This is a genomic window from Pseudomonas sp. PA-4-8C, assembly GCF_021606625.1.
GTDB lineage: Bacteria > Pseudomonadota > Gammaproteobacteria > Pseudomonadales > Pseudomonadaceae > Aquipseudomonas > Aquipseudomonas lactis.
Map to the genome: position 1 here is coordinate 17,840 of NZ_WKCD01000006.1, position 21,756 is coordinate 39,595.

Sequence of the window (21,756 nt, forward strand, 5' to 3'; positions counted from 1 at the left end):
TTAAGTGTTAGGAGAGTCACCGGGCCATCGTTCGATGCTGCACTAACTGACAGGTGTGCGTGCTTGTTTTTTGTACAGATATAAATAGACCGCAATTGACACTGATGCAGTTAAAAAAGCCATGCATGCGGCCGCAACGAAAGGTGCTGAGCGACCTGCCGCGATTATTAATATTGTCCCTAATGACGGCCCAATTATAATACAGAGCATTTGGACGCTTCTGAAAGACATGGACACTCTTCCAATATTGTCAGGAGGGCATAACTGTTGAAGGATTATGTTTGAGGAAATGATTAAAAGCTCATAGCTGAAACCATTCACAAACCAAACCAGCGGATAGAGATAGGCTCTTCCAGGTACTTGAAAAAATACTAAAATTGCCGTCAGGATTAATGCTGTAGAGAAAATAACTAATGCATGTGATCGAAGTAGAATCTCATCGATATTGCTCAGCTTTAACTTCATCAGCAGCGCGGCACATATCGCGCCTGCGGCTGTCGCGGAAACGATCACTGAAAAACTGACTGGAGGTAAAGCTTCGTAGGCTAGAAAGGACGCCAAATGTGGGTCGTAAATTCCTAACGCAAGCGATGTCAGTAGGGAGTACAAAAAGCCTATGCGGAGTTGAAAGGGCAGGGCATTGAATATAGAAAACCCTCTAGTTATGTCACGATAGAGTGGAAGGATTTTCGTAGAGGAGTCATTCATTTGCGTTCGGAATGCCCGGCAAATAGACTTTAGGAATGGAATGGTTAATAAAACGGCGGCAGCAGATAAAAAGAATAAATCCTTGGGTGGCAATACTACCGCTAACGCACCTGCAAGTAATGGGGCGAGAATTTTTGAAAATTGATCAAATACACTGACGTGACTGAAAAAAGATTTACGCTCTTCGGCAAGTATCAGTTTTCGAACCGCGATGGTCATCGAAGGAAAGTAGAATAAGTTTGATACGCCTTTGAATAAAACGAAAAACAAAAAACTCTGAAGGTCTGGAGACACTGCTAGCGCTACAGTAGATAGTGTGCGCAGCAAGGCACCTAATAATAGTGTTTTCCTGACGTCATGTCGATCTATCAGTGTTCCAATGATAGGGCCAAGAAACAACATTGGTGCACCCAGACAAAAAGCCAAGAATGCTATCGATGAAGGAGAGGCATGCCATATATAAACGGGAACCGTGAAGATCAAAAAAATATCAAGCCATAATGAGAGGCTGGATAGCGCTTGCACATAAATAAGCTTGCTAGATGTTTTCATCATGCCGATCTGAATTGAGAAAAAATTTGTCTTCAAATACGAAGCCGTCGAGTTGATGTTCGCTGGCAAATCGACAAAGGTCGCTCAACCTATTAATAAAACCGCGACCGTTAAAATTCAGGGAAGTGTTACAAAGTACACCGACCCCTGAAATGTCACGATAGGCACTCAGTAATTGATACATACGAGGATTTTGCGATTTATTGACTGATTGAGGACGCGCTGAGTTATCAACGTGCGTGACCGCCGGAATTTTAGATGAAATTACTCTACGAAACTCTAGCATGAAGGGGGAGGGAGTAGACGGGTGGAAGTATTCACCCATACATTCTTCTAAACATATCGGCGCAATAGGTCGAAACCCTTCGCGCTGCTTGATTTTATTCAATCTAATGAGATTTTCTCTAGGGTAGGGCGCCGCCAATATTGAGCGATTCCCTAGGGCTCTAGGCCCCATTTCATATCTACCCTGCACCCAACCTAATATGGAACCGTCATGAAGCAATTGTGCAACACGCCGTATATCATAGGGTTCACTAATGAAGGTGCCTGTATTATCTGTGTCAATCTGTGATGGCTCACCTGCATAGGGCGACCAAGTTATCTTGGCAAGTCCTTTGGTGTGCAATAATGCATCAATCGCAGTTCCAATTGCAGATCCACTGTCGTTTGTGCACGGAGGAATAAATACATCAGGGAATAGTTGTGTCTCTTTCCATTTGGTATTCCAGTCACAATTTAATCCACAGCCACCCACAATTAATAAAGGTGCGTCATCAAAAACTAGCGGCTGAACAAAGTCGCGAAACAGATTGAAAATTGCGTTTGAAAATTGGTGTGCAAGCGATGCGAGTCGAGGGTTTTCAATTCCAATATTGTAATATTTGCTTTTACGAAATTGGCGCTTGTGAAGCTTTCTAAAATTCGTGTTCTCGTCGAGTAGCGTCGCTATTATGTGTCTGGCGTCCTCATCGATCTCACCGTTTTCGCCATAAGCGGCGAGCGCCATGAGTTTTCCGGCATCACTTAAACGAATTTGCCCCGCCCCAAGATTAAAAGTGGGATCTGCGAGCGCGTATAGAAAAGCAAATCTGTCCCCAGGGTTTTCAAGTGCACTACCTAATTTAGAAATATTTACGTTTTCATCGATTCGATAGAATGCACCAAAATAACCCTCCCAAAGTAATGCGTAGCAAGGTTGTCCTTGTGGGAATGGCGAAAGCCCATATCCGCATAAAAGATGTGAGCGTTCATGGGAGGATGAGAAATAAGTAATGTCGCGACCAAATATTGATCGTTTTTGGTTAAGAATCTGCGTTAATCCAGAATAACCTGCACCAATGGTGTCACTTTCTGAACTCTGTCCTCTACTCCAACCACTCTGAGCTACTATGTCCACGGGTTTGTTGAACATGTGAAAAATTTTCAAAAGTACGTCAGGTGTCACGCTTGAAAAGCGAAGACCGTTATCCTTTTCTGCTTCTACAGAAAACTCCAAGTGGTTACCGATAATTAGAGCTACCGCTCCGTCATGTCCATCTTTAAGGCCAAGGATTACACTGTCATCATTTTCAAAATTGACCATAGTCAGCACCTCATCAGACTCCGTCTAGTAGTTTCCTAACTTCGGTGGTGTACGAGCTACCCGTGCCATGCCCTGCACCCACCAAAAAGATGACTTGCTCCGAGGGAAGGTTTACCTTTAAGAGTTCATTTATCTCTTTGTCATGAAAGTATCCGGTCAACCAAGGATGTAAGCCAAGCGCGGTGATTAACAAATTTGCAGTTTGTGATAGATGTCCGACGTCCAGCAGCATTGGACGATAGGCACGAGAGTGAGGGTATTTCCACCAAAGCTTGTCAAAACGAGAGGTGAAAAAAATTGCGAATGCCAAGTTGTTTGCCCAGTGCTGGCCGCATAAATAAGTAGATATTACTTCAGGCGGAAGGTCGCGTACTTTCTCCAGCGTGTGCTGTTCACTTATATAATGATAAATGCCGGGTGCAAGATCCTCGACATTCCGTACCCATACATAGCCCTCCGTCGCCTGTAAGCCTCCCGCCGAAGGTGACGTCCTTCTGAATCCGAACTTTTGAGCGCCAGTCGGAGCGTCGTAATCGACCTCTTTTTTATCTGCTAAAGTTCCATAAAGTATGGTTGCTAGTGACAATACTGGTACTGAAGTGTCAAAAAAATCTCTACAAGTATGACGCGCCAAAAGGGTTTCCCATAGACTCGCTTCTTTAATGACTGAAATGTTTGGAGGTGGCAGTAGTGTTTTTTCGCCTCCTTTTATTAAAGAAATATCTGGTTCATTCTTATGGATTGACTTGCAGAAATTCAAGTAGCTTTTAGCGTATTCAATGTACATTTCAGGCTTGTCAGGGGCTGGCGAATTCGGATGAGATGTCCCAATGTGGAATATTTTTGATAACACGTCCCAACCCCATTCATCGGTTGGTTTCACGTCATGAAGGACCCCGGATGTGTCTATGGATATGTCATCGTCTGTGTCTGATACGAAATCGCCTGCAGAAAAACTCACTAACCGCTCAAACTCCCCAGCACTTATCTGGTATTGAGCGTGGTTTCTATAGTCCCACAAGTAAGCCTCACCATCTTTAAGTACAAGAAATATGTCGTTTGAGAGCCATTTTTTCTTCGCAGTACACATAGCCGCCTAAGCACCTATTAGGTTTGGTGAAATTCATTTAGCGAGATTCATTTTTATGAGCTGCCTGGGCCGAAGCCCAGGCGGTAAATGATTATTTAATTTCTAGTTTTCTACTGTCAGCAGAAGCTTCAATAATTCGATCCTTACAGTTTGGAACGAATGCGTAGTGGGGTACAGTCACCGTTTTAATTGAGAAGTGAGGGGTCTGGTACGCGTCGTTTGATTGATTGTTGAGCGTCGGTTCTATAGTTACTCGTTTCATAATATAGTTCCTCAGGGTTGTTGCCTTCGCAGATGTGCGATGCAATTAAACCGTATGAGCGCCTATTGAGATTGTCAATTTTGTTTTCTTGAGCGGTATTGTTCTCAGTCGAATTTTTGTGTATTTGTCCATGAGGTTATCGGATCGTTCTGATTGGTATTTCCTACATTTCGCTTCCCCGTTGATTTCTAAAAGCACTAATTTGTATACGAGGCCGTAATATCCTGTTGCATAAAAGCCGAAGGTTTCGTAGCCGTTGTGGGCACATGTTTTTCTTCGCGGGTGCTCAGCGCTATAAGCGTTTAGTCGAGGACGCTAGGCGCGGCGTATAGAGTGCTTACGTTGATACTGACCCGCATCTGTGATTTTCCCTTGCAACCGAGAGCTCCATGCGTGATTGCTCTATCACGGGTTATGAAGCGTTCGGTACGGGGGGCAATTCTTTGTAGATCAAGCCGATCTCGTTGGAAGCGATGTATCAGCGGTATTTGAAAGGTGAGTTGAACGCTAAGGTGAGCTGAGCCTCAAGTGTTAATAAAAAGCCCGCAGCGATGCGGGCTTTTTTATGGACACCATTTAATCAACTTGCAGATGAAGCGCCGAAACCACGGTGTTCAATGACTCGAAACACATCACTCACATCCTGCACGAGGATGCGTGCGGTATTAGCTACGTTGTTCAGGTCGCGCTCGGCGAAGTCCGGCAGGCTGGAGCAGGCCATCAGGTTCAGGTGTTCCAGAGCCGCGTTGAGACGTTCGCGCAGGCAGGCGTGGAGGTCGAGCAGTGGGGCTTCGCTGTCGATCAACAGCACGGGGTAGTCGGTGGCGGTTTCGGTGCAAGGAGTGAAGCGACGGGGTGGTAGCTGTTGGGTCATGGTGAATCCTTAACTCGAGAGAAGAATGACCACCGTTTGCTGCGAAACAAATTGGGTGGCAGCTGTACGCGGGTTCGCAGACCGAGGAGTTAAGACCCGGCAGACCCGAAGGTCTCCCACGCACAGCCGCCATAACAAAGACGACCTTCGGCAAGAGTACCGGGGTTGTTTTTGACGGGTGCGGTTTTAACTCTGTAGGGCTGCGAAACCCTATCGCCGATCAATGCCGGCGACGGGGCGAACTATAAGCGGCGATGTGGCTTGTCGCAACGGTGCTGTAGGACCCACACCGCACCTTGAGCTGACGCACAATCAATGTGGGAGCTGGGCTTGCCCGCGATGGCGGTGTGTCAGGCACCGAGGAGAGTGGCTGATGCGCCGTCATCGCGGGCAAGCCCGGCTCCCACAGGGGGCTGCGGGGTGTTTAAGGTGTGAGATTTATCCGGGAAAAATCCTGCGCATCGCGGGACGATTCACTCATGATCAATATCCAACTTCGCAAACGTCACCCGCGCACCCTCATTGGTGTCGCCCGTATTGTCCTGCACATACACCCCCGCCTTGAAGTACAACGGCTTGTCGCCCCAGGCCGCGCCAATCCGTTCATTCCACTCGCTGTCGGCGGCATACACGCTGAGCAGCCCGGCTTTGTTGAGGTTGATCACATAGGTGAAGCTCTTCTGCAGTGGCACATTGGAGGCGACAATGATCACCTGACTTTCGGCCTCGTCCGGGCGCATGCGCACTTTGGCGACGATGTTGCCGGTCTGGGTTTTCTCCTTGAATTGGTACTCGAGCTTGATCAGCGGTTTCTGGCTGTCGTAGGCGTGGATCTGGCCGATCACGATCTTGCCGGAGGAGGGCACCTGGTTGACGGTGAGGGTGGCGCGCAGGAAGTTGTCGGCCTCGGGGTAGGTCCAGTTACGCAGGCGGCCGTCGGCGTAGGTTTCGCGCAGTTCGCTGCGGGGGTAGATGGCGTTTTCGGTGCGCGAGCCCGTCACAGGTGTCCAGAACTGCACGTCGCTGCCTTCGGCCTGGAAGTATTGATCGTTGAAGCCGCTCAGCAGCCTTGGCGTTTCAATGGTTGTGGGTGGGGAGCCGACCGGAATGCTCAGGTTCCAGGTGGAAAGGTCGATCATGGCGTTGGCCTTTTTACAGAGGGTGAAGGCATTGGCCCAAAGGGCCTTCCAGGTTCTTTATAGGCGGTGCTGGTGAGATTGTTAAACAATTGCTGGCAATTTATTGGCGTCAGCGAAATGTCAAAAAGCCATGTTGCCCGTGAACCGCGGGCTACAGGGCCTTACCGTTAGTCGGCTTCCTGGCCTTTGGCACAATGATGGCCCCCACGTCACTTCTGCTTTTTTAGAACCACGGCTAGAGTGAGCCCTCAGTGTTTATCCGGCCTTTGTAACAAAAGTGACCGGTGTAGCTCCCTAAGGAAGAGACGTAGCATGGATGGCGCTCCACAACACGACGATGCAATTTCGGTTCTGTTGGTGGTCGATGACTACCCGGAAAACCTCGTCAGCATGCGTGCGCTGTTGCAGCGTGACGATTGGCGGGTGATCACCGCCGCGTCTGGCCTGGAGGCCCTGGAGTTACTGCTGGCCCATGACGTCGACCTGGTGCTGCTGGACGTGCGCATGCCGGGCATGGACGGTTTCGAGGTCGCACGCCTGATGCGCGGCAACCAGCGCACGCGCATGACGCCGATTATCTTTCTGACCGCCACCGCCCATTCCCCCGACGCAGTACTTGAAGGCTACGCCAGCGGGGCGATCGACTACCTGTTCAAGCCCTTTGACCCGCATATCCTTAAGCCCAAGGTGCAGGCGTTGCTGGAGCACCAGCGCAATCGCCGTGCCTTGCAGCGCCTGAGCCATGACCTGGAGTTGGCCCGCGCGTTTAATGCCTCGGTGCTGGATAACGCCGCCGAGGGCATTTTGGTGGTGAGCGAAGCCAGTGTGATCGAGTACGCCAACCCGGCCATTTCCCGGCTGTTGAATGCAACGATGGCTGAGTTGCAGGGCGAGAGTTTCCTCAGTTTCCTGCAAAAGCCCCATGTGCCAGCCTGGTTGGGCTTTCCCATGTACGAGGCGTATCGCCGGGGCGAGACGTGGCGCCAGCACGATGCCATTTTGCGCACCGGTCGGGGCCAGCAGGTGCCCGTGGCGTTGTCCTGTGCGCCCTTGCCTGCCGAGCAGAAGGCGATGGTGGTGACGGTGCTGGACATGTCTGAAGTAAGGCACCTGCACCAGCAACTGGAATTCCAGGCCGTGACCGACCCGCTGACCGGGCTGTTGAACCGGCGTGGTTTCCATCAGGCGATGGAGAACACCTTGCTGCGCAGCGAACGTAGCGAGCAGGCGCTGGTATTGCTGTACCTGGACCTGGATGGCTTCAAGCGGGTCAACGATACGCTGGGCCATGACGCCGGGGATCGTGTGTTGCGTTGGGTCTCGGAGCAAATGCAGGCGTGCCTGCGTTCCTACGACATTCTGGGGCGCATGGGCGGGGATGAGTTCACCGCGTTGCTGGAGCTGGAGTTTCCCGAGCAGGCCGCGAAGATCGCGGAAAAGCTCATCGAACGGGTATCTGTGTGCCAGCAGGTCGATGGGTTGGAGGTGATGCTTGGGGTCAGTATCGGCATCGCGACCTTCCCGGATTGCGGCTCGGACTTGAGCGGCCTGCTGCGGGCGGCGGATATTGCCATGTACGAAGCCAAGCGCGCCGGCCGTCAGCAGTATCGTTACTACGACCAGGAAATGAACGGCCGCGCCCGCTCGCGGCTGATGCTGGAAGACAGTGTGCGTACCGCCATTGCCAACAAGGATTTCACCTTGGTGTACCAGCCCCAAGTCTCCCTGGAAGACGGGCGTTTGCGCGGCGTCGAGGCGCTGTTACGCTGGCAGCATCCCAGCGTCGGTGATGTGCCGCCGGGCCTGTTCTTGCCGCTGCTGGAAGAGGCGCGGTTGATCAACCAGTTGAGTGCCTGGATCTACCAGCAAGTCGCCGCCCAGCGCCAGGCTTGGCAAGCTACCTTCGACCCCGACCTGGTGTTGAGCGTGAGCCTGAGCAGCAGCCAGTTCAACATGCCCAACCTGGCTAACCAACTGCAGCAGATGCTGGAGCGGCATGGGTTAGAGGGGCGGCAACTGGAGGTGGAAATCGGCGAGGACTGCTTGATGAGTAATCTTGCAGAGTCTACCAAGCAACTCCAGTTACTGCGCCGGATCGGGGTGCGGATTGCCCTGGACGACTTTGGCTGCGGCCAGTGCTCCCTGGCTCATTTGCGCGACCTCAAGTTCGATACCCTCAAGCTTGACCCTCAACTGGTGGCGCGCCTGCCTGGCTCGGCGCGGGATGCGGCGATGGCGGGCAGCATCATCCAGCTGTGTGAGCATTTTGGTGTGCTGGTGATCGCCGAAGGCGTGGAGACCCTTGCGCAAACACAGTGGCTAAAGGCCAATGGCTGCGCGTATATCCAGGGGCCGTGGGCGGCGCTGCCGTTGATGGCCGAAGACGTTGCCGGCTGGTCGTACCCTCGCGCGCTTTGAATTCGCTACACTGGCGGCCGTCCCAATTGCGTTGCCGAGCCCATGACCGCGTTGAAATACCTCCAGGCCTACCCCGCCGCGCTCCAGGAGCAAGTGCGCCAACTGATCGCCAAGGACCAGTTGGGTGCTTACCTGGAACAGCGTTACCCCGAACGCCACGCGGTGCAGAGCGACAAGGCCCTGTATGCGTACGCCCTGGCCTTGAAGCAGGAGCACCTGCGTAACGCGCCGTCTATCGACAAAGTGCTGTTCGACAACCGCCTGGACCTGACCCATCGTGCCTTGGGTTTGCACACCACGATTTCCCGGGTGCAGGGCGGTAATCTCAAGTCCAAGAAAGAGATCCGCATCGCGTCGCTGTTCAAGGAGGCGGCCCCGGAGTTTCTGCGCATGATCGTGGTACATGAACTGGCTCACTTCAAGGAGTCGGACCACAACAAGGCGTTCTATAAACTCTGCCAATACATGATGCCGGGCTACCATCAGGTGGAATTCGACCTGCGTGTGTACCTCACCTGGCGCGATTTGCAGGGCAAGCCCTAACCCCAAGGCGACTGACCATGGATGTGAGCAAGACCAAAAGCAGCTTCTACCGCCGCCTGTACGTGGCGTACTTGATCGACAGCCAACTGGCCAGCAGCGTCCCGGCGCTGACCGAGGCCACCGGCATGCCTAGGCGTACCGCCCAGGATACGATTGCGGCGTTGGCCGACCTGGATATTGTGTGTGAGTTCGAGCAGGAGATTGGCGCGCGTAACCATGCCGGGTGCTATCAGATTCGGGATTGGGGGGCGATTGATCGGGGGTGGATCGAGGCCAACCTGGCGTCGATCAAGCAGGTGTTGGGCTACCCCTGAGTTTAGCGGTGGCAGGGCTGACGCTATCGCGGGCAAGCCCGGCTCCCACAGTTGAATGCGTTCCAATGTGGGAGCTGGCTTGCCTGCGATGGCGCCCTCAGAGGCGCCGCATACCAATATGGGGAATATCATCCTCCAGGTATTCCTCACCCGCCACCACAAACCCATACCGCCCGTAATACTTCTGCAAATGCGCCTGGGCCGAGAGAAAAATTGGCGTTTGCGGCCAGATATCCTCAATACGCTCAAGCGCCTCTTCCAGCATTTGATGCCCCAGCCCGGTGCCCCGTGCCGCCTGCGAAACGATAACGCGGCCAATCACCACATCGCCGCCCTGGGACTCCGGGTCCAGCAGGCGCAGGTAAGCCACCAGTTCATTGTCCTCCCAGGCCATCAGGTGATGGGTGTCACCCGCCAAGTCCTGCCCGTCGATGTCCTGATACGCGCATTTCTGCTCGACGACGAATACCTCGCTGCGCAAGCGCAGGAGGGCGTAAAGCTGGTCCTTGCCCAAGTCGTTGTGATGTTTACAAACCCAATCAACCGTCATGATGTGTGCTCTGATAAAGACGTACCTGGATAGTAAGCGTGACGGGCACCGCTGTCTAAAATTGACAAATGTGTGAATGGCGTCAATTTGCCATCATTCAGTGCGTGCGCCGTTGGCTGCTTTGTGTAATCTGCAATGCAAGCTTATTGATGAGCTACTGTTATCAGGCCACCGCCTGCCCGCCAAGGACTTTGAGCATGCTGCGATTGACTCGTGCCGTTGCTTTGATCGCAGTGCTGTTGCTGGCCCAGCCGGTGCTGGCCCAGCGCCTGCGTCTGGTGGCGGATGGCTGGCCGCCATTCACTGATGCCACCTTGATCAATGGCGGCCTGGCCACGGATATCGTCAGCACGGCCCTGGCCCGTGCGGGGTACGCCAGTGATTTTGAACAGGTGCCCTGGGCCCGTGCGCTCAAGGGCGTGGGGGATGGGCGCTACGATGTGCTGATCAACGCCTGGTACGACGAGGCCCGCACGCAGTTTGGCCAGTTTTCTGCTGAGTACCTGCTTAACCGTGTGCGCTTTCTCAAGCGCAGCGACGATGACATCGTTTATCAGAGCCTGGCCGAACTGCGCGACGAGACCATCGCCGTGGTGCGCGGTTACGCTTACTCGGCAGCGTTCGATCAAGACACCCAGCTACAGAAAATACCCGTGCACAACTTTGCCATGGCGGTGCGCATGCTCGCGGCGCGGCGGGTGAGGTTGACGCTGGAAGATGAATACGTGGCGCGTTATTACCTGGCTCGGGAGTCGCCGCGGGTGCGCAATACCGTGGCGTTTGTGGGCAAGCCGTTGAGCGAGAACAGCCTGCATATTCTGGTCAGTTTGAAGAACCCCGAGCATGCGCAGATTGTTGCGGGTTTTGATCGGGAGATTGCCAGGATGAAGGCTGATGGCAGTTATGCGCGGTTGATGAAGGCGCATGGGATGTAGCGTGCTTGCGGGCCTCATCGCGGGCAAGCCCGGCTCCCACATTTTGCCCGCATTCTTATGTTGGAACTCGGTCAAATGTGGGAGCTGGCTTGCCTGCGATAGCGGCCTAAGCCGCGCCGGTATCTTTGATCAGATGCGCCGCCAACGTACGCAACGGCCCCAACTGCCGGCAAATCAACGCCAACTGCGTCTGTACCAGCCGCTGCCCTTCGTCGATTTCATCGGGCATTTGCTCAAGCTCGGCTGCCAGCGCTTCCTCGGCATCGCTCTGTATCGCAATCGACTGTTTGTTGGCCAGGCCGGTGGCGATCTCATCAATGCTCGCCGCCAGGCTGTTGCCCGCGCCTTCGATCAAGTGCTCACGCACATCGCTCGGTAGCGAAGTATCGCGATGCGCCCCCAACCCTGACAAATAGCTGAGCAAGGTGTGAGACAGCACCAGGAAGCGGAAGCCCACGTCGGCTTCCTTACGGAAGTGCCCCGGCTCCATCAGCATATTGGCCAGCGTGGTGGACAGCGCGGCATCGGCGTTGTGGGCGTTGCGGCGGGCCAGGCGGTAAGCCAGGTCGTCGCTCTTGCCGGCGGCGTATTGCTGCATGATCTGGCGCAGGTAGATGCTGTTGCAAGTCAGGGTGTTGGCCAGCACTTTGTTCAAGCGTCGGCCTTGCCAGTCTGGCAGGAACAGGAACACCGCCAGGCCCGCGATCAGGCTACCGAGCAACGTATCGAACAGGCGCGGCAGGAACAGCCCATAACCATCGCCCACCTGGTTGAAGCAGAACAGCACCATCAGGGTGATCGCCGCCGTTGCCAGGGTGTAGCGGGTGGTGCGGTTGATAAAGAACACCAGGCCTGCGGCGATAGCGAACATCGACTGCACCACCGGGTTGGGGAACAGATCGAACAGCGCCCAGGCCACGGTGAGGCCGATGGCGGTGCCGATGATCCGCTGGCCGAGTTTGCGCCGGGTGGCGCCGTAACTCGGCTGGCACACGAACAGGGTGGTGAGGATGATCCAGTAGCCCTGGGACGCGTGAATGGCGTGCAGGGTGGCGTAGCCGACGGTCAATGCCAGGGACAGGCGCAGGGCATGGCGAAACAGCAGCGAGGTGGGCGTCAGTTGGGTGCGCAGGCGCGTCCACATTTCCTTGAGGTTGCGCGGGGCGCGGTCCAGCAGATTGCTGTCGGTGGCGTCGGCCAGGGCATCGGGATTGCTGGCGTCGCCCAGCAGGCGGTCGAGGGTGGACAGGTTGGCCGCCAAGGCGCGCAGTGAACGCAGCAGGCCACGCCAGGCCGGGTTGCTCTGGATGCGCAGGTGCTCCAGGGACGCGTTGAGGTCGCCCAGGGCTTGGGCAAAGCTATCGTCATAGATGAACGGTTGGCGCAGTTGGATCGACTCTGCCAGGGTCTGGCAGGCCTTGCCTTGCTGGCGCAGCAAGCGCTGGCAACGAAATAGCACATCGCTGTGGAAGAAGGCTTCAGTGAGGGCGTTGTAGGGGTAGTGAGAGGAACTGGCGCGCTCGTGAATGTCCTGGGCCAGGAAGTAGAGCTTCAGGTAGCGACTGACCTTCGAGCCCGGACGCCCATTGCCGACGCGGTGCAGGATGATTTCCTTTGCGGCATTCAGCGCAGCCACTACCCGGCCATTTTGCTGGGCCAGCTCCAGGCGCCGCGCTTCTACATCCAGCTGCCGGATCGGTTCGAACAACGATGACTTGAGCTTGAGGTAACGCCCCAGCTCGCGGAACAATCGAGCCAGGCTCTGCTGCACCGGCTGGTTGGAAAACAGCGCCTGCCACAGCACCGACAACGCGCCGTACCAGGCGGCACCGGCGACCAGCAGCAGGGGCTCATGCCAGAAATCCGTGACGGCGCCGCCGCGCTGGTCCACGCCGATCATGGTGTAGACCGACAGAATCAAGGTGGCCGAGGCAATCGCGCCATAGCGTTCGCCCAGTGCGCCGAGCATGGTCAGGCCGAAACTGGCCAGGGCCAGGGCGATGGCAAATATCCAGGGGTAAGGGAACAGCAGCTCCACCGACAGCGCGGCAATGCTGAAACACACCAGTGTCACCGCCAGCGCGTTGAGGCGGCCTTGCCAGCTGTCATCGGTCTCGGCCAGGGCGCTGGCGATAATCCCCAGGAAGAGCGGGATCAGCAGCGTCATTTCATCCTGGTACCAACACAACGCCATGCTGCCGGTGAGGGCGATGAACACCCGTACGCTGTAGCTGAATTTATCCAGCGCCCACAGGCGCCGCATGGACTGCTTGAACGAGGTCGATGACATGAAGTCTGGAGTCTTCCGGGACGTTGTCGCTAAATTGAGCCAGTAATGACGCCACGGCAAGCGTGGCGATCACATCGGACAGCAAAATGTTCAGTAACACTGCAAAACCAATGTGGGCTTGCCTGCGATAACGATGTGGGATTCAACGCCGCTATCGCAGGCAAGCCAGCTCCCACAGGGGATTGCGTTTCAAGGTGCAAGTCAGGCGTATTGCGCGGCCGCGTAGCCCGAGGCCCAGGCCCACTGGAAATTGAACCCGCCCAGGTGGCCGGTCACATCCAGCACTTCGCCGATAAAGTACAGGCCGGGGCTTTTCAGTGATTCCATGGTCTTGGACGACACTTCCCGAGTATCCACCCCGCCCAATGTCACCTCGGCAGTGCGATAACCCTCGGTGCCGGCCGGTACCAGTTGCCAGCTCCCCAGCTTTTGCGCGATATCGGCCATTTCAGCGTGGGTGTACTGCTTCATCGGTTTGGATTCGAACCAGCTTTGAGCCAGCAGATTGGCCATTTTCTTGGTGAAGATCTCGCCCAGCAGGGTTTTCAACTCGCTGTTGGGGTGTTCGGCCTGTTGCTGTTGCAGCCAGGCATGGGCGTCGTGGTCGGGCAGCAGGTTGATTTCTACCGTGTCGCCGGAGTGCCAATACGAGGAAATCTGCAAAATTGCCGGCCCGCTCAGGCCGCGGTGGGTGAACAGGATGTTCTCGCGAAAACTCTGGCCGTTGCAGCTGACCAGGCAGTCGACCGAGGTGCCGGACAGCTCGCCGCACAACTCCTTGAGCTGGTCGGTGATGGTGAACGGCACCAGCCCGGCGCGGGTCGGCAGCAGTTCATGGCCGAATTGCTTGGCCACTTGGTAACCGAAACCGGTGGCGCCCAGCGTCGGGATCGACAAACCGCCCGTGGCGATCACCAGGGATTCACAGCGCAGTTCACCCAGGGTGGTTTGCAGTTGATAGCCGTTTTCGAGCTTGGCGATGGCCTCGATGGAGGTGTCCAGGTGCAGGCTCACGCCGGCCTGGATGCACTCGTCGAGCAGCATGCCGAGGATGTCGCTGGACTTGTTGTCGCAGAACAGCTGGCCGAGTTTCTTCTCGTGGTACGGCACGCCGTGCTTGGCCACCAGCCCGATAAAATCCCACTGCGTGTAACGGGCCAGGGCCGACTTGCAGAAGTGCGCGTTGTGCGAGAGGAAGTTGGCCGGCTCGGTGTACATGTTGGTGAAGTTGCAGCGGCCGCCACCGGACATCAGGATTTTCTTGCCGGCTTTGTTGGCATGGTCGATCAACATCACCTTACGCCCACGCCCGGCGGCGGTCAGCGCGCACATCAAGCCTGCGGCGCCGGCGCCAATGATCACAACTTCGGTCGAGCGCACAGCCATGTCCTCACAAAACTATTGATTTGAAATGCCATCAACACTGTGGGAGCTGGCTTGCCTGCGATAGCGGTAGTGGATTCACCGTCGCTATCGCAGGCAAGCCAGCTCCCACATTGATTCGGTTCCTGCAATGGGAACTCGGTGTTATTACAAAATACGCACGCGCAGCGAACGGCCCTTGATCTTGCCGTCATTCAAACGCTGCAACGCCTGCTTGGCGATGCCGCGCTCCACGGCCACGAAGGCCTGGAAATCAAAGATCGCGATCTTGCCGACCTGGGCACCCGGAATGCCAGCTTCACCGGTCAACGCACCGAGGATGTCGCCTGGGCGCACCTTGTCTTTACGCCCGGCGGCGATGCACAGGGTGCTCATCTGCGGCAACAACGGGCCACCGCTTTGCGGCTTGAGGTTGTCCAGTTGGTCCCAGTTCAGCGGCGACTTCTGCAGTTGCTCGATGGCCTGGGCGCGGTGGGCTTCGGACGGCGCCACCAGGCTGATGGCGATGCCGGTTTCGCCGGCGCGGCCGGTACGGCCTACACGGTGGATGTGAATTTCCGAGTCGCGGGCCAGTTCGACGTTGATCACCATGTCCAGGGCGTCGATGTCCAGGCCACGGGCGGCAACGTCGGTGGCCACCAGCACCGAGGTGCTGCGGTTGGCAAACATCGCCAGTACCTGGTCACGGTCGCGCTGTTCCAGGTCACCATGCAGGCCAACGGCGGAGATGCCCTTGGCGGTCAGGTGGTCGACGGTTTCCTGCACTTGCTGCTTGGTAAAGCAGAACGCCACGCAGGAGGCCGGGCGGAAGTGCGCCAGCACCTTGGTCACGGCGTCCATGCGTTCTTCCGGGGATATCTCGTAGAAGCGCTGTTCGATCTGGTCGTCGGAGTGGAACGCTTCGGCTTTCACTTGCTGAGGCGCACGCATGAACTTGGAAGCGAGCTGCTTGATGCTCACGGGGTACGTGGCCGAGAACAGCAGGGTTTGGCGGCGCGGCGGGGTCTTGCTGATGATGTCTTCGATGGCGTCGTAGAAGCCCATGTCGAGCATGCGGTCGGCTTCGTCGAGGATCAGGGTGTTCAAGCCGTCCAGCACCAGCGAGCCTTTACGCAGGTGCTGCTGGATACGGCCCGGCGTGCCGACGATAACGTGGGCGCCGTGCTCCAGGGAGGCGATCTGCGGGCCGAGGGACACGCCGCCGCACAGGGTCAGTACCTTGATGTTGTCTTCGGCACGGGCCAGGCGACGGATTTCCTTGGCCACCTGGTCGGCCAGCTCCCGGGTCGGGCACATCACCAGCGCCTGGCAACCGAAGTAGCGCGGGTTGATCGGGTTCAACAGGCCGATGCCGAATGCAGCGGTCTTGCCGCTGCCGGTCTTGGCCTGGGCAATCAGGTCCAGCCCTTTGAGGATCACCGGCAAGCTTTGCGCCTGGATCTGCGTCATCTCGACGTAACCCAGCGAGTCGAGGTTAGCCAGCATGGCGGCGGACAGGGGCAAAGTATTAAAAGCGGTGGCGATGGTAGTCACGGGACTGGCTCTGCAAAACAAAATGTCGCGCAGTGTACCAGTCTCGTGGGATTTTCCTCGCAAGTTCTCGACGAGACGCCCGTTAGTGCTCGATATCGTGCTCGCGGCTGACCACGCGTTTGCCGTCCTTGGGCGACAGTTGCAGGAAGATCGCCGCCGCCAGCATCGCCATGATGCCCACGGTGAGGAAGGTCAGTTGAAAGGCGCCCAGCACCGTATTGACCCCGTCATTGCCGGCTTCGGCGGTAAAGCCGCCGAGCAATGCACCGGCACAAGCCACGCCCAGGCTCAGGGACAACTGCGCCACCACCGACAGCAAGCTGTTGCCGCTGCTGGCCTGGGCGTCGTCGAGGTCGATCAGGGTGACGGTGTTCATCGCGGTAAATTGCAGGGAGTTGATGGCCCCCAGTACTGCCAGCATGCCTAACAGTAACGGGTAGGGCGTTTGTTCGCTGACCAGGCCCATGCTCGCCAGCATCAGGCCCAGGGCCAGGGTGTTGCCGGTCAGGACGACGCGGTAGCCGAGGCGCTCGATAAGCGGGCGCGCGATGGATTTGGCGAACATTGCCGCCGCCGCCAGCGGCAGCATGCTCATGCCGGCTTCTGACGGCGAATAGCCCAGCGCCACTTGTAACAGCAGCGGCACCAGGAACGGCAGTGCGCCGCTGCCCAGGCGCGCAAACAGGTTGCCGAGGATCCCCACGGCAAAGGTGCGCGTCTTGAACAGCACCGGCGAGAACAGCGGGTTGTCGATGTGCCCGGCGCGCAGCCAGTACGCCGCCAGGCAGGCAAGCCCGCCGAACAACAGCAACATCACCCGCAGGTGCGGCAGGTGCAGTTCGCCCAGGCCCTCCATGGCGATGGTGATCAGCACCATCGCCGCGCCGAACAGCAGAAAGCCCAGGCCGTCGAAGCGCGTGCGCTCGCTGCCGCGCAGGTCGGGGATGAATTTCCACACGGCATAGCAGCCGATCATGCCCACCGGCAGGTTGATCAGGAAGATCCAGTGCCAGGTCAGGTATTGCACCATCCAGCCGCCCATCGTCGGGCCAAGCAAGGGGCCGAGCAGGCCGGGAATGGTGATGAAGCCCATGATCCGCACCAGCTCGGAGCGCGGATAAGCCCGCAGCACCACCAGCCGCCCGACCGGCAGCATCAGCGCACCGCCCAGGCCCTGGACCACCCGAGCGCCCACCAGCATGCTCAGGCTACTGGACAGCGCACACAGCAACGACCCGATGCTGAACAGCATGATCGCGCCAAAGAAGATCTTCTTGGTGCCAAAGCGGTCGGCGATCCAGCCCGAGGCGGGAATCAGCAAGGCCACGGTGAGCATGTAGGCGATCACCACCCCTTGCATGCGCAGCGGGTTTTCCGCGAGGTCCTGGGCCATCGCCGGCAGCGCGGTGTTGAGAATCGTCCCGTCCAGCGACTGCATGAAGAAGGCAATCGCTACCACCCAGGGGAGCCAGCGGGCGGTCTTGGCATCGAGAGGGGCACGATTCGGCATGGGATCCCTTTTTATTAGCAGGCTATGTGTTGGCGATTATGCGCCATCCGTCGCCCCTTTTCCCACTGGCGGTTCGTCTATAGCTGACAAGCTCGCATGCTCGCCCACCAGGAAGTCCAGCAAGGCCCGATGCACTGCCAGCGCGGCTTCGCGGGACTCCAGGTCCAGCAGATGGCCGGTGTGTTCGGCCACGGCAAAGCTGCTGCGGCCTACATAGTGTTTGAACAGCTGGGCCTCGTCGGCCGGGGTGTATTCGTCCAGCGCGCCGTTGAGAAAGTGCACCGGTGTTTCAATCTGCTTGAGCGCCGGCAAGTAGTTGCCATCGCCCAAGCTCAGCACCTGATGAATATGAAAGCGCGCCTGGCGGTACTCGGTGGTGGCCATGGTCGACAGGTGCCGATGGTTATTGCGTTTGAGGCGCGCCGACAGGTATTTGCCCACCGTTTCGTTGAGCAGATGGCCGACCGCCGACTTGTCATCAGCCTCGATCAGCACACGCACGCGCTCGACATATTCCAGCATCGCCTGGTTGAGGTTGGGCGCCAGGGCCATCACCACCGAGCTTTCGATGGAGGGCGGGTTGTGCGCCAGGGTCAACAGCGTGGAGATGCCGCCCCATGATGCCGAGACCAGATGATTGACTTTGAAACGCGCCACCAAGGCCCGCAGGATTTGCACTTCGTCGTCCTTGGTGACCAGGTCGAGTTCGGTGTTGTGCTCGCGCGACAAACCAGAGAATGGCAAGTCGAACAGCAGGACATTGAAGTGCTCGGCCAGGCATTTGCTGGTACGGGCAAAGGAGCGCGTGGTGGATAGCGCGCCGTTAACCATCAGTACGGTTTTTCTGTGCGGGTCGTTACCCAGTTGCTCTACGTGAACGTTGTAGTGCTTGTACAACTTCTCAATGACAAAACTTCCATGGTTCATCTCAAGACTCCAGCTTGCCTTTCCCAGGCAAGGTTATGCTCTCGTGGGCAGGGGTGGCGGGATAGACGTTTCTTTGCAGTGCAGGTTATTGCTCTGTAGGAGCGAGCTTGCTCGCGAAAAACGTCAACGATAACGCAGTGCTGATAGCCAACCGGCGGTGTCTGTAAGTTCTTCGCGAGCAAGCTCGCTCCTACGGTTTATAAGGTCAGCGTCAGGCGTTTTACCAAAACGCCTGGCAACAGGTTGGAAGCGGTGTTGCGCTGGTCATAGGTACTGGCCGACAACAGCAGCTCCCGATCAGCAGTCAGCGCTTCCAATTGCGAACCGAGCAACTGATAGACACTGTCGTCAAAGCGCATGGTGCTGACCGGCGCCTGGATCTCGCCGTTTTCCACCCAGAAGGTCGCGAAGCGCGTCATGCCGGTCAGGCGCGCTGCCGGCAGGTCGGAATAGTTCAGGTACCAGAGGTTGCTGATATACAGCCCGGTGCCCAACTGCTTGAGAATATCGGCCTGGGCCAGGCTGCCGGCCGCCATTTGCAGGGCGCTGGGCGACTCGTCGCTGCTGGCGCCGTTGGTGCTCAAGCCGTATTCGGCGGCGCTGCGCGAGTTGACCAACTGGCCCTCGGCCTTGCCTGCGTTGATCAGAGTGACATCCTCACGCGGGTAGCCTTCAGTGGAAAACGCCTGGCTCAGGGAGCCGCTGATCTGCTCATCCACCGTCACCAGCGGGCTCAGTAACTGATCACCCGCGTACAGGCGTTGCAACGAACTGCCTTTGCTGGCGATGGCCTGGGCCGAAAAACCACCCCAGGTGATGATGCTGATGATTTCTTCCAGCGCTGCCGGCGCAAGGTAAGCGCGGTATTGGCCGGGCGCCAGGGTGTGCAGCGGGCGACCGAGAAACGCCAGTTGCTCCCGGGCCTGTTGGAAGCGCGCGGCGAATTCGGCGCTGTTCCAGGTGTGCCCGGCGTAGCTGGCTTTTACCGCTTCGCCATTGGCGTGGAACAGGCTGAAGTCGAAATTGAAGCTGTTAGCCCGGTGCCAGCCGAACGCCCCCGTTGAGCTGGCGAAACCACGGCTGATCGGGCCGGCGGCGTAGAAGCCAACCAGGTCCACGCCGTCGGCGGCCTGGCTGATATCGTCCAGCACCTGGGCCAGTTCCGGCAGGGGGCGCAGCTGTTCGTTATGGTTGTGCCAGGCGTCGGGGTTCAACAGCAGGTACGGGTCAGGCGGCAATAGCGGCAAGGTTTCGCGCAGTTGTTGCAGGCCATTCGCCAGGCGCTGGCGATCCAGCTCCGCTTCGCCCGACAGGGTGATACCCAGGTCGGCGTGACGCCCATCGTTGATCAGCTTGAGGTTCAGGCTGGCCTGCTGTACCTGGCCGGCCTGGCGCACCTGCGCGTGGTTGAAGCGCACGAACTCGGACGCTTCATCCGCGTAGCCGAGGTGAAATTGTTCTTGATCGGTGACCGCCTGCTTGAGCCAGTCCACCAGTGCCTTGAAGTGGTTCATCAGGCATCTCCCCCAAATACATCGACATTGCTGAATACACAGGCCGGCGACGCATGGCCGACGCGGATCACCTGGTTGGGTTCGCCTTTGCCGCAGTTTGGCGTGCCCAACACCTTGAAGGTGCTGGCGTCGCCCACCGCGCTGAGCTTGCGCCAGAACTGCGCGGAAATCGCCCGGTAGTTGGGGTTCTTCACCACGCCCTTGAGTTCGCCGTTTTCGATCAACTGGCCCCACTCGCAGCCGAACTGGAACTTGTTGCGCGCATCGTCGATGGACCACGAACGGTTGGTCGACATCAGGATGCCGTTCTCGATGCCGCCCACCAGTTGCGCGAGGCTTTTATCGCCAGGCTCGATATTCAGGTTGGCCATGCGGTCGATGGGCGCACGGTTCCAGCCGCAGGCGCGGCTGTTGGCAACGCCTGGCAGGTTGGCGCGAAATTGCGACAAGGCCCCGCCCAACGGCTTGAGCAGCAGGCCCTCGCGAATCAGAAATTGCTTGCTGGCAGGCGTGCCGTCGTCGTCATGGCCGTAGCTGGCAAGCTGTTCGGGGATGTCAGGGTCGAAGGTGACATTAAGCAACGGTGAGCCATATTGCAGGTGGCCGAAGTCGCTGGCTTTCACAAAACTGGTGCCGGCGTAATTGCGCTCATCACCGAGGATGCGATCCAGCTCCAGCGGATGGCCGATGGACTCGTGGATCTGCAGGATCATCTGGTCGGGCATCAGCAGCAGGTCACGCGGGCCGTGGGGCGTATTCGGTGCGCGCAGCAATTGCAGGGCTTCGTCGGCCACTTTGCGGGCGGCGCCCACCAGGCCAAAGCGCTGGATCACGCCGGCACTGCCTTGCTGGCCGAAGTTGGTGCCGCCCAGGGTACGGGTCTGGCTGTCGTTGCCGTCGAAGGCGGTCACACTCAGGCCCGGAAAGACAAAGCGCTGGGCCTGACGCAATTGCGCGCCGGCGCTGTTGAGGTAGATCTGTTCGACCCGCGTGGTTCCCAGGCTGACTTCCCAGCTCACCAGGCGCTCATCCTTGGGCACGGCGGCGGACTCATCGCCGAGCAATTGGTAGCAGTCGCTCAGGGATGGGAAGGGCTGGTCGAGGTCGGGCGACAGGTAGTCGGCGACGTCGCTGGACACCGGCTGCTGGTGCAGGTCGAGCAGGGCGTGGGGCTTGATCAACCGGGCTTGCTGTTCAGCACGCTCAAGGGCGGCTTGCAGGCCGGCAAGGGAAATATCGTTGGTCGCGGCGTAGGCTTCTACCCCGTTGAGACGCACGGTGAGCATCGCGCCTTCGTCATGGCCCAGGTGAGGCGGCTCGGCGACGTTCTTGCGCACCGACAGGTACTGGCCGGATTCGCGTACGTAGCGCAGGGAGAAAAATTCGGCGGTGGTGCGCAGGGCGCTGAAGTGTTTCTTGAGCGTGGCGTGGTGTTCGAACATGGGGCCTTCCTTGTGGGCGGCTCGGCGCGGGCAGGCCAACAGAGTAGGCCTGGGCGGGGAGCTGATCAAGGGAGGTTTTGTTGTGTGATCGTTCCCACGCTCTGCGTGGGAATGCCACCCTGGACGCTCTGCGTCCGCTCTTGAAGGGCGTGACGCAGAGCATCACAGGATGCGTTCCCACGCGGAG

17 protein-coding genes and 1 pseudogene are annotated in these 21,756 nt (G+C 57.5%); 5 read left to right on the plus strand and 13 right to left on the minus strand.

Translation table 11 applies throughout. The annotated features are described in order from the left end of the window. Positions 1 to 42: 42 nt before the first annotated feature. Genes GIW04_RS02365 through GIW04_RS02375 form a run of 3 tightly spaced genes read right to left on the minus strand, consistent with a single transcriptional unit; the run spans position 43 to position 3,935 of the window. Complete coding sequence (locus tag GIW04_RS02365; protein ID WP_232964672.1) at positions 43 to 1,260, minus strand: MFS transporter; 1,218 nt, start codon at positions 1,258 to 1,260, stop codon at positions 43 to 45. Continuing rightward, positions 1,247 to 2,845, minus strand: coding sequence for a carbamoyltransferase C-terminal domain-containing protein (locus GIW04_RS02370; protein ID WP_080765509.1), 1,599 nt, complete (start codon positions 2,843 to 2,845; stop codon positions 1,247 to 1,249). The genes GIW04_RS02365 and GIW04_RS02370 overlap by 14 nt, the downstream gene beginning before the upstream one ends. A 13-nt stretch (positions 2,846 to 2,858) precedes the next feature. Then, the gene (locus GIW04_RS02375; RefSeq protein ID WP_078468109.1) at positions 2,859 to 3,935 is read right to left on the minus strand and encodes a SagB family peptide dehydrogenase; all 1,077 of its coding nucleotides are present in this window, start codon (positions 3,933 to 3,935) and stop codon (positions 2,859 to 2,861) included. Positions 3,936 to 4,571: 636 nt separating this feature from the next. Between GIW04_RS02375 and GIW04_RS02380 the strand changes: the two are divergent. Continuing rightward, positions 4,572 to 4,718, plus strand: a pseudogene (locus tag GIW04_RS02380) (fructose-1,6-bisphosphate aldolase); the annotation flags it as partial. Positions 4,719 to 4,777: 59 nt separating this feature from the next. On the opposite strand, the gene GIW04_RS02385 reads toward GIW04_RS02380, so the two are convergent. Both GIW04_RS02385 and GIW04_RS02390 read right to left on the minus strand, forming a co-directional pair. Then, on the minus strand, positions 4,778 to 5,071 hold the full coding sequence (locus tag GIW04_RS02385) for a hypothetical protein (RefSeq protein WP_034133962.1): 294 nt from the start codon (positions 5,069 to 5,071) through the stop codon (positions 4,778 to 4,780). Positions 5,072 to 5,544: 473 nt separating this feature from the next. Next, complete coding sequence (locus tag GIW04_RS02390; protein WP_003194947.1) at positions 5,545 to 6,210, minus strand: polysaccharide lyase family 7 protein; 666 nt, start codon at positions 6,208 to 6,210, stop codon at positions 5,545 to 5,547. Between the two features lie 312 nt (positions 6,211 to 6,522). Between GIW04_RS02390 and GIW04_RS02395 the strand changes: the two genes are divergently transcribed. Genes GIW04_RS02395 through GIW04_RS02405 form a run of 3 tightly spaced genes read left to right on the plus strand, consistent with a single transcriptional unit; the run spans position 6,523 to position 9,485 of the window. After that, positions 6,523 to 8,628 (plus strand): putative bifunctional diguanylate cyclase/phosphodiesterase, encoded by a 2,106-nt coding sequence (locus GIW04_RS02395; protein WP_120247519.1) that lies wholly within the window; start codon positions 6,523 to 6,525, stop codon positions 8,626 to 8,628. A 42-nt stretch (positions 8,629 to 8,670) separates the two neighbouring features. After that, complete coding sequence (locus GIW04_RS02400; RefSeq protein ID WP_003194942.1) at positions 8,671 to 9,171, plus strand: M48 metallopeptidase family protein; 501 nt, start codon at positions 8,671 to 8,673, stop codon at positions 9,169 to 9,171. Positions 9,172 to 9,188: 17 nt separating this feature from the next. Next, positions 9,189 to 9,485 (plus strand): winged helix-turn-helix domain-containing protein, encoded by a 297-nt coding sequence (locus tag GIW04_RS02405; RefSeq protein WP_003194940.1) that lies wholly within the window; start codon positions 9,189 to 9,191, stop codon positions 9,483 to 9,485. A 97-nt stretch (positions 9,486 to 9,582) separates the two neighbouring features. Here GIW04_RS02405 and GIW04_RS02410 read toward each other — a convergent pair whose 3' ends face one another. Beyond that, the gene (locus GIW04_RS02410; RefSeq protein WP_120247520.1) at positions 9,583 to 10,035 is read right to left on the minus strand and encodes a GNAT family N-acetyltransferase; all 453 of its coding nucleotides are present in this window, start codon (positions 10,033 to 10,035) and stop codon (positions 9,583 to 9,585) included. Positions 10,036 to 10,232: 197 nt separating this feature from the next. Here GIW04_RS02410 and GIW04_RS02415 point away from each other — a divergent pair, with 197 nt between their 5' ends. Then, the gene (locus GIW04_RS02415; RefSeq protein ID WP_120247521.1) at positions 10,233 to 10,970 is read left to right on the plus strand and encodes a substrate-binding periplasmic protein; all 738 of its coding nucleotides are present in this window, start codon (positions 10,233 to 10,235) and stop codon (positions 10,968 to 10,970) included. Positions 10,971 to 11,076: 106 nt separating this feature from the next. Here the strand turns inward: GIW04_RS02415 and yccS are convergent, their stop codons facing one another. The 7 genes from yccS to GIW04_RS02450 all read right to left on the minus strand — a co-directional run bounded on the left by yccS (position 11,077) and on the right by GIW04_RS02450 (position 21,569). Further along, positions 11,077 to 13,260: a YccS family putative transporter gene (gene yccS, locus GIW04_RS02420; protein ID WP_044271848.1), complete on the minus strand. Its 2,184-nt coding sequence runs from the start codon at positions 13,258 to 13,260 to the stop codon at positions 11,077 to 11,079. Between the two features lie 201 nt (positions 13,261 to 13,461). Continuing rightward, on the minus strand, positions 13,462 to 14,640 hold the full coding sequence (locus GIW04_RS02425) for an NAD(P)/FAD-dependent oxidoreductase (RefSeq protein ID WP_120247566.1): 1,179 nt from the start codon (positions 14,638 to 14,640) through the stop codon (positions 13,462 to 13,464). A gap of 150 nt (positions 14,641 to 14,790) precedes the next feature. After that, on the minus strand, positions 14,791 to 16,128 hold the full coding sequence (dbpA, locus tag GIW04_RS02430) for an ATP-dependent RNA helicase DbpA (RefSeq protein ID WP_232964675.1): 1,338 nt from the start codon (positions 16,126 to 16,128) through the stop codon (positions 14,791 to 14,793). Between the two features lie 130 nt (positions 16,129 to 16,258). After that, a complete protein-coding gene (gene mdtD / locus GIW04_RS02435; RefSeq protein ID WP_057710270.1) occupies positions 16,259 to 17,686 on the minus strand; it encodes a multidrug transporter subunit MdtD in 1,428 nt (475 codons plus the stop codon). A 36-nt stretch (positions 17,687 to 17,722) separates the two neighbouring features. Further along, on the minus strand, positions 17,723 to 18,613 hold the full coding sequence (locus GIW04_RS02440) for an alpha/beta fold hydrolase (RefSeq protein WP_120247522.1): 891 nt from the start codon (positions 18,611 to 18,613) through the stop codon (positions 17,723 to 17,725). A 197-nt stretch (positions 18,614 to 18,810) separates the two neighbouring features. After that, positions 18,811 to 20,127: a TldD/PmbA family protein gene (locus GIW04_RS02445; protein ID WP_120247523.1), complete on the minus strand. Its 1,317-nt coding sequence runs from the start codon at positions 20,125 to 20,127 to the stop codon at positions 18,811 to 18,813. Beyond that, on the minus strand, positions 20,127 to 21,569 hold the full coding sequence (locus GIW04_RS02450) for a TldD/PmbA family protein (RefSeq protein ID WP_120247524.1): 1,443 nt from the start codon (positions 21,567 to 21,569) through the stop codon (positions 20,127 to 20,129). The genes GIW04_RS02445 and GIW04_RS02450 overlap by 1 nt, the downstream gene beginning before the upstream one ends. Positions 21,570 to 21,756: the final 187 nt, after the last annotated feature.

What these genes read in the sequence shown, in the direction of transcription:
- GIW04_RS02375 (WP_078468109.1), bottom strand. Translation starts at nt 3,935, where the DNA reads ATGTGTACTGCGAAGAAAAAATGGCTCTCAAACGACATATTTCTTGTA.
- GIW04_RS02450 (WP_120247524.1), bottom strand. Translation starts at nt 21,569, where the DNA reads ATGTTCGAACACCACGCCACGCTCAAGAAACACTTCAGCGCCCTGCGC.
- GIW04_RS02415 (WP_120247521.1), top strand. Translation starts at nt 10,233, where the DNA reads ATGCTGCGATTGACTCGTGCCGTTGCTTTGATCGCAGTGCTGTTGCTG.
- GIW04_RS02410 (WP_120247520.1), bottom strand. Translation starts at nt 10,035, where the DNA reads ATGACGGTTGATTGGGTTTGTAAACATCACAACGACTTGGGCAAGGAC.
- GIW04_RS02390 (WP_003194947.1), bottom strand. Translation starts at nt 6,210, where the DNA reads ATGATCGACCTTTCCACCTGGAACCTGAGCATTCCGGTCGGCTCCCCA.
- mdtD (WP_057710270.1), bottom strand. Translation starts at nt 17,686, where the DNA reads ATGCCGAATCGTGCCCCTCTCGATGCCAAGACCGCCCGCTGGCTCCCC.
- GIW04_RS02445 (WP_120247523.1), bottom strand. Translation starts at nt 20,127, where the DNA reads ATGAACCACTTCAAGGCACTGGTGGACTGGCTCAAGCAGGCGGTCACC.
- GIW04_RS02405 (WP_003194940.1), top strand. Translation starts at nt 9,189, where the DNA reads ATGGATGTGAGCAAGACCAAAAGCAGCTTCTACCGCCGCCTGTACGTG.
- GIW04_RS02395 (WP_120247519.1), top strand. Translation starts at nt 6,523, where the DNA reads ATGGATGGCGCTCCACAACACGACGATGCAATTTCGGTTCTGTTGGTG.
- GIW04_RS02440 (WP_120247522.1), bottom strand. Translation starts at nt 18,613, where the DNA reads ATGAACCATGGAAGTTTTGTCATTGAGAAGTTGTACAAGCACTACAAC.
- GIW04_RS02385 (WP_034133962.1), bottom strand. Translation starts at nt 5,071, where the DNA reads ATGACCCAACAGCTACCACCCCGTCGCTTCACTCCTTGCACCGAAACC.
- GIW04_RS02365 (WP_232964672.1), bottom strand. Translation starts at nt 1,260, where the DNA reads ATGAAAACATCTAGCAAGCTTATTTATGTGCAAGCGCTATCCAGCCTC.
- yccS (WP_044271848.1), bottom strand. Translation starts at nt 13,260, where the DNA reads ATGTCATCGACCTCGTTCAAGCAGTCCATGCGGCGCCTGTGGGCGCTG.
- GIW04_RS02370 (WP_080765509.1), bottom strand. Translation starts at nt 2,845, where the DNA reads ATGGTCAATTTTGAAAATGATGACAGTGTAATCCTTGGCCTTAAAGAT.
- dbpA (WP_232964675.1), bottom strand. Translation starts at nt 16,128, where the DNA reads ATGCTGGCTAACCTCGACTCGCTGGGTTACGTCGAGATGACGCAGATC.
- GIW04_RS02400 (WP_003194942.1), top strand. Translation starts at nt 8,671, where the DNA reads ATGACCGCGTTGAAATACCTCCAGGCCTACCCCGCCGCGCTCCAGGAG.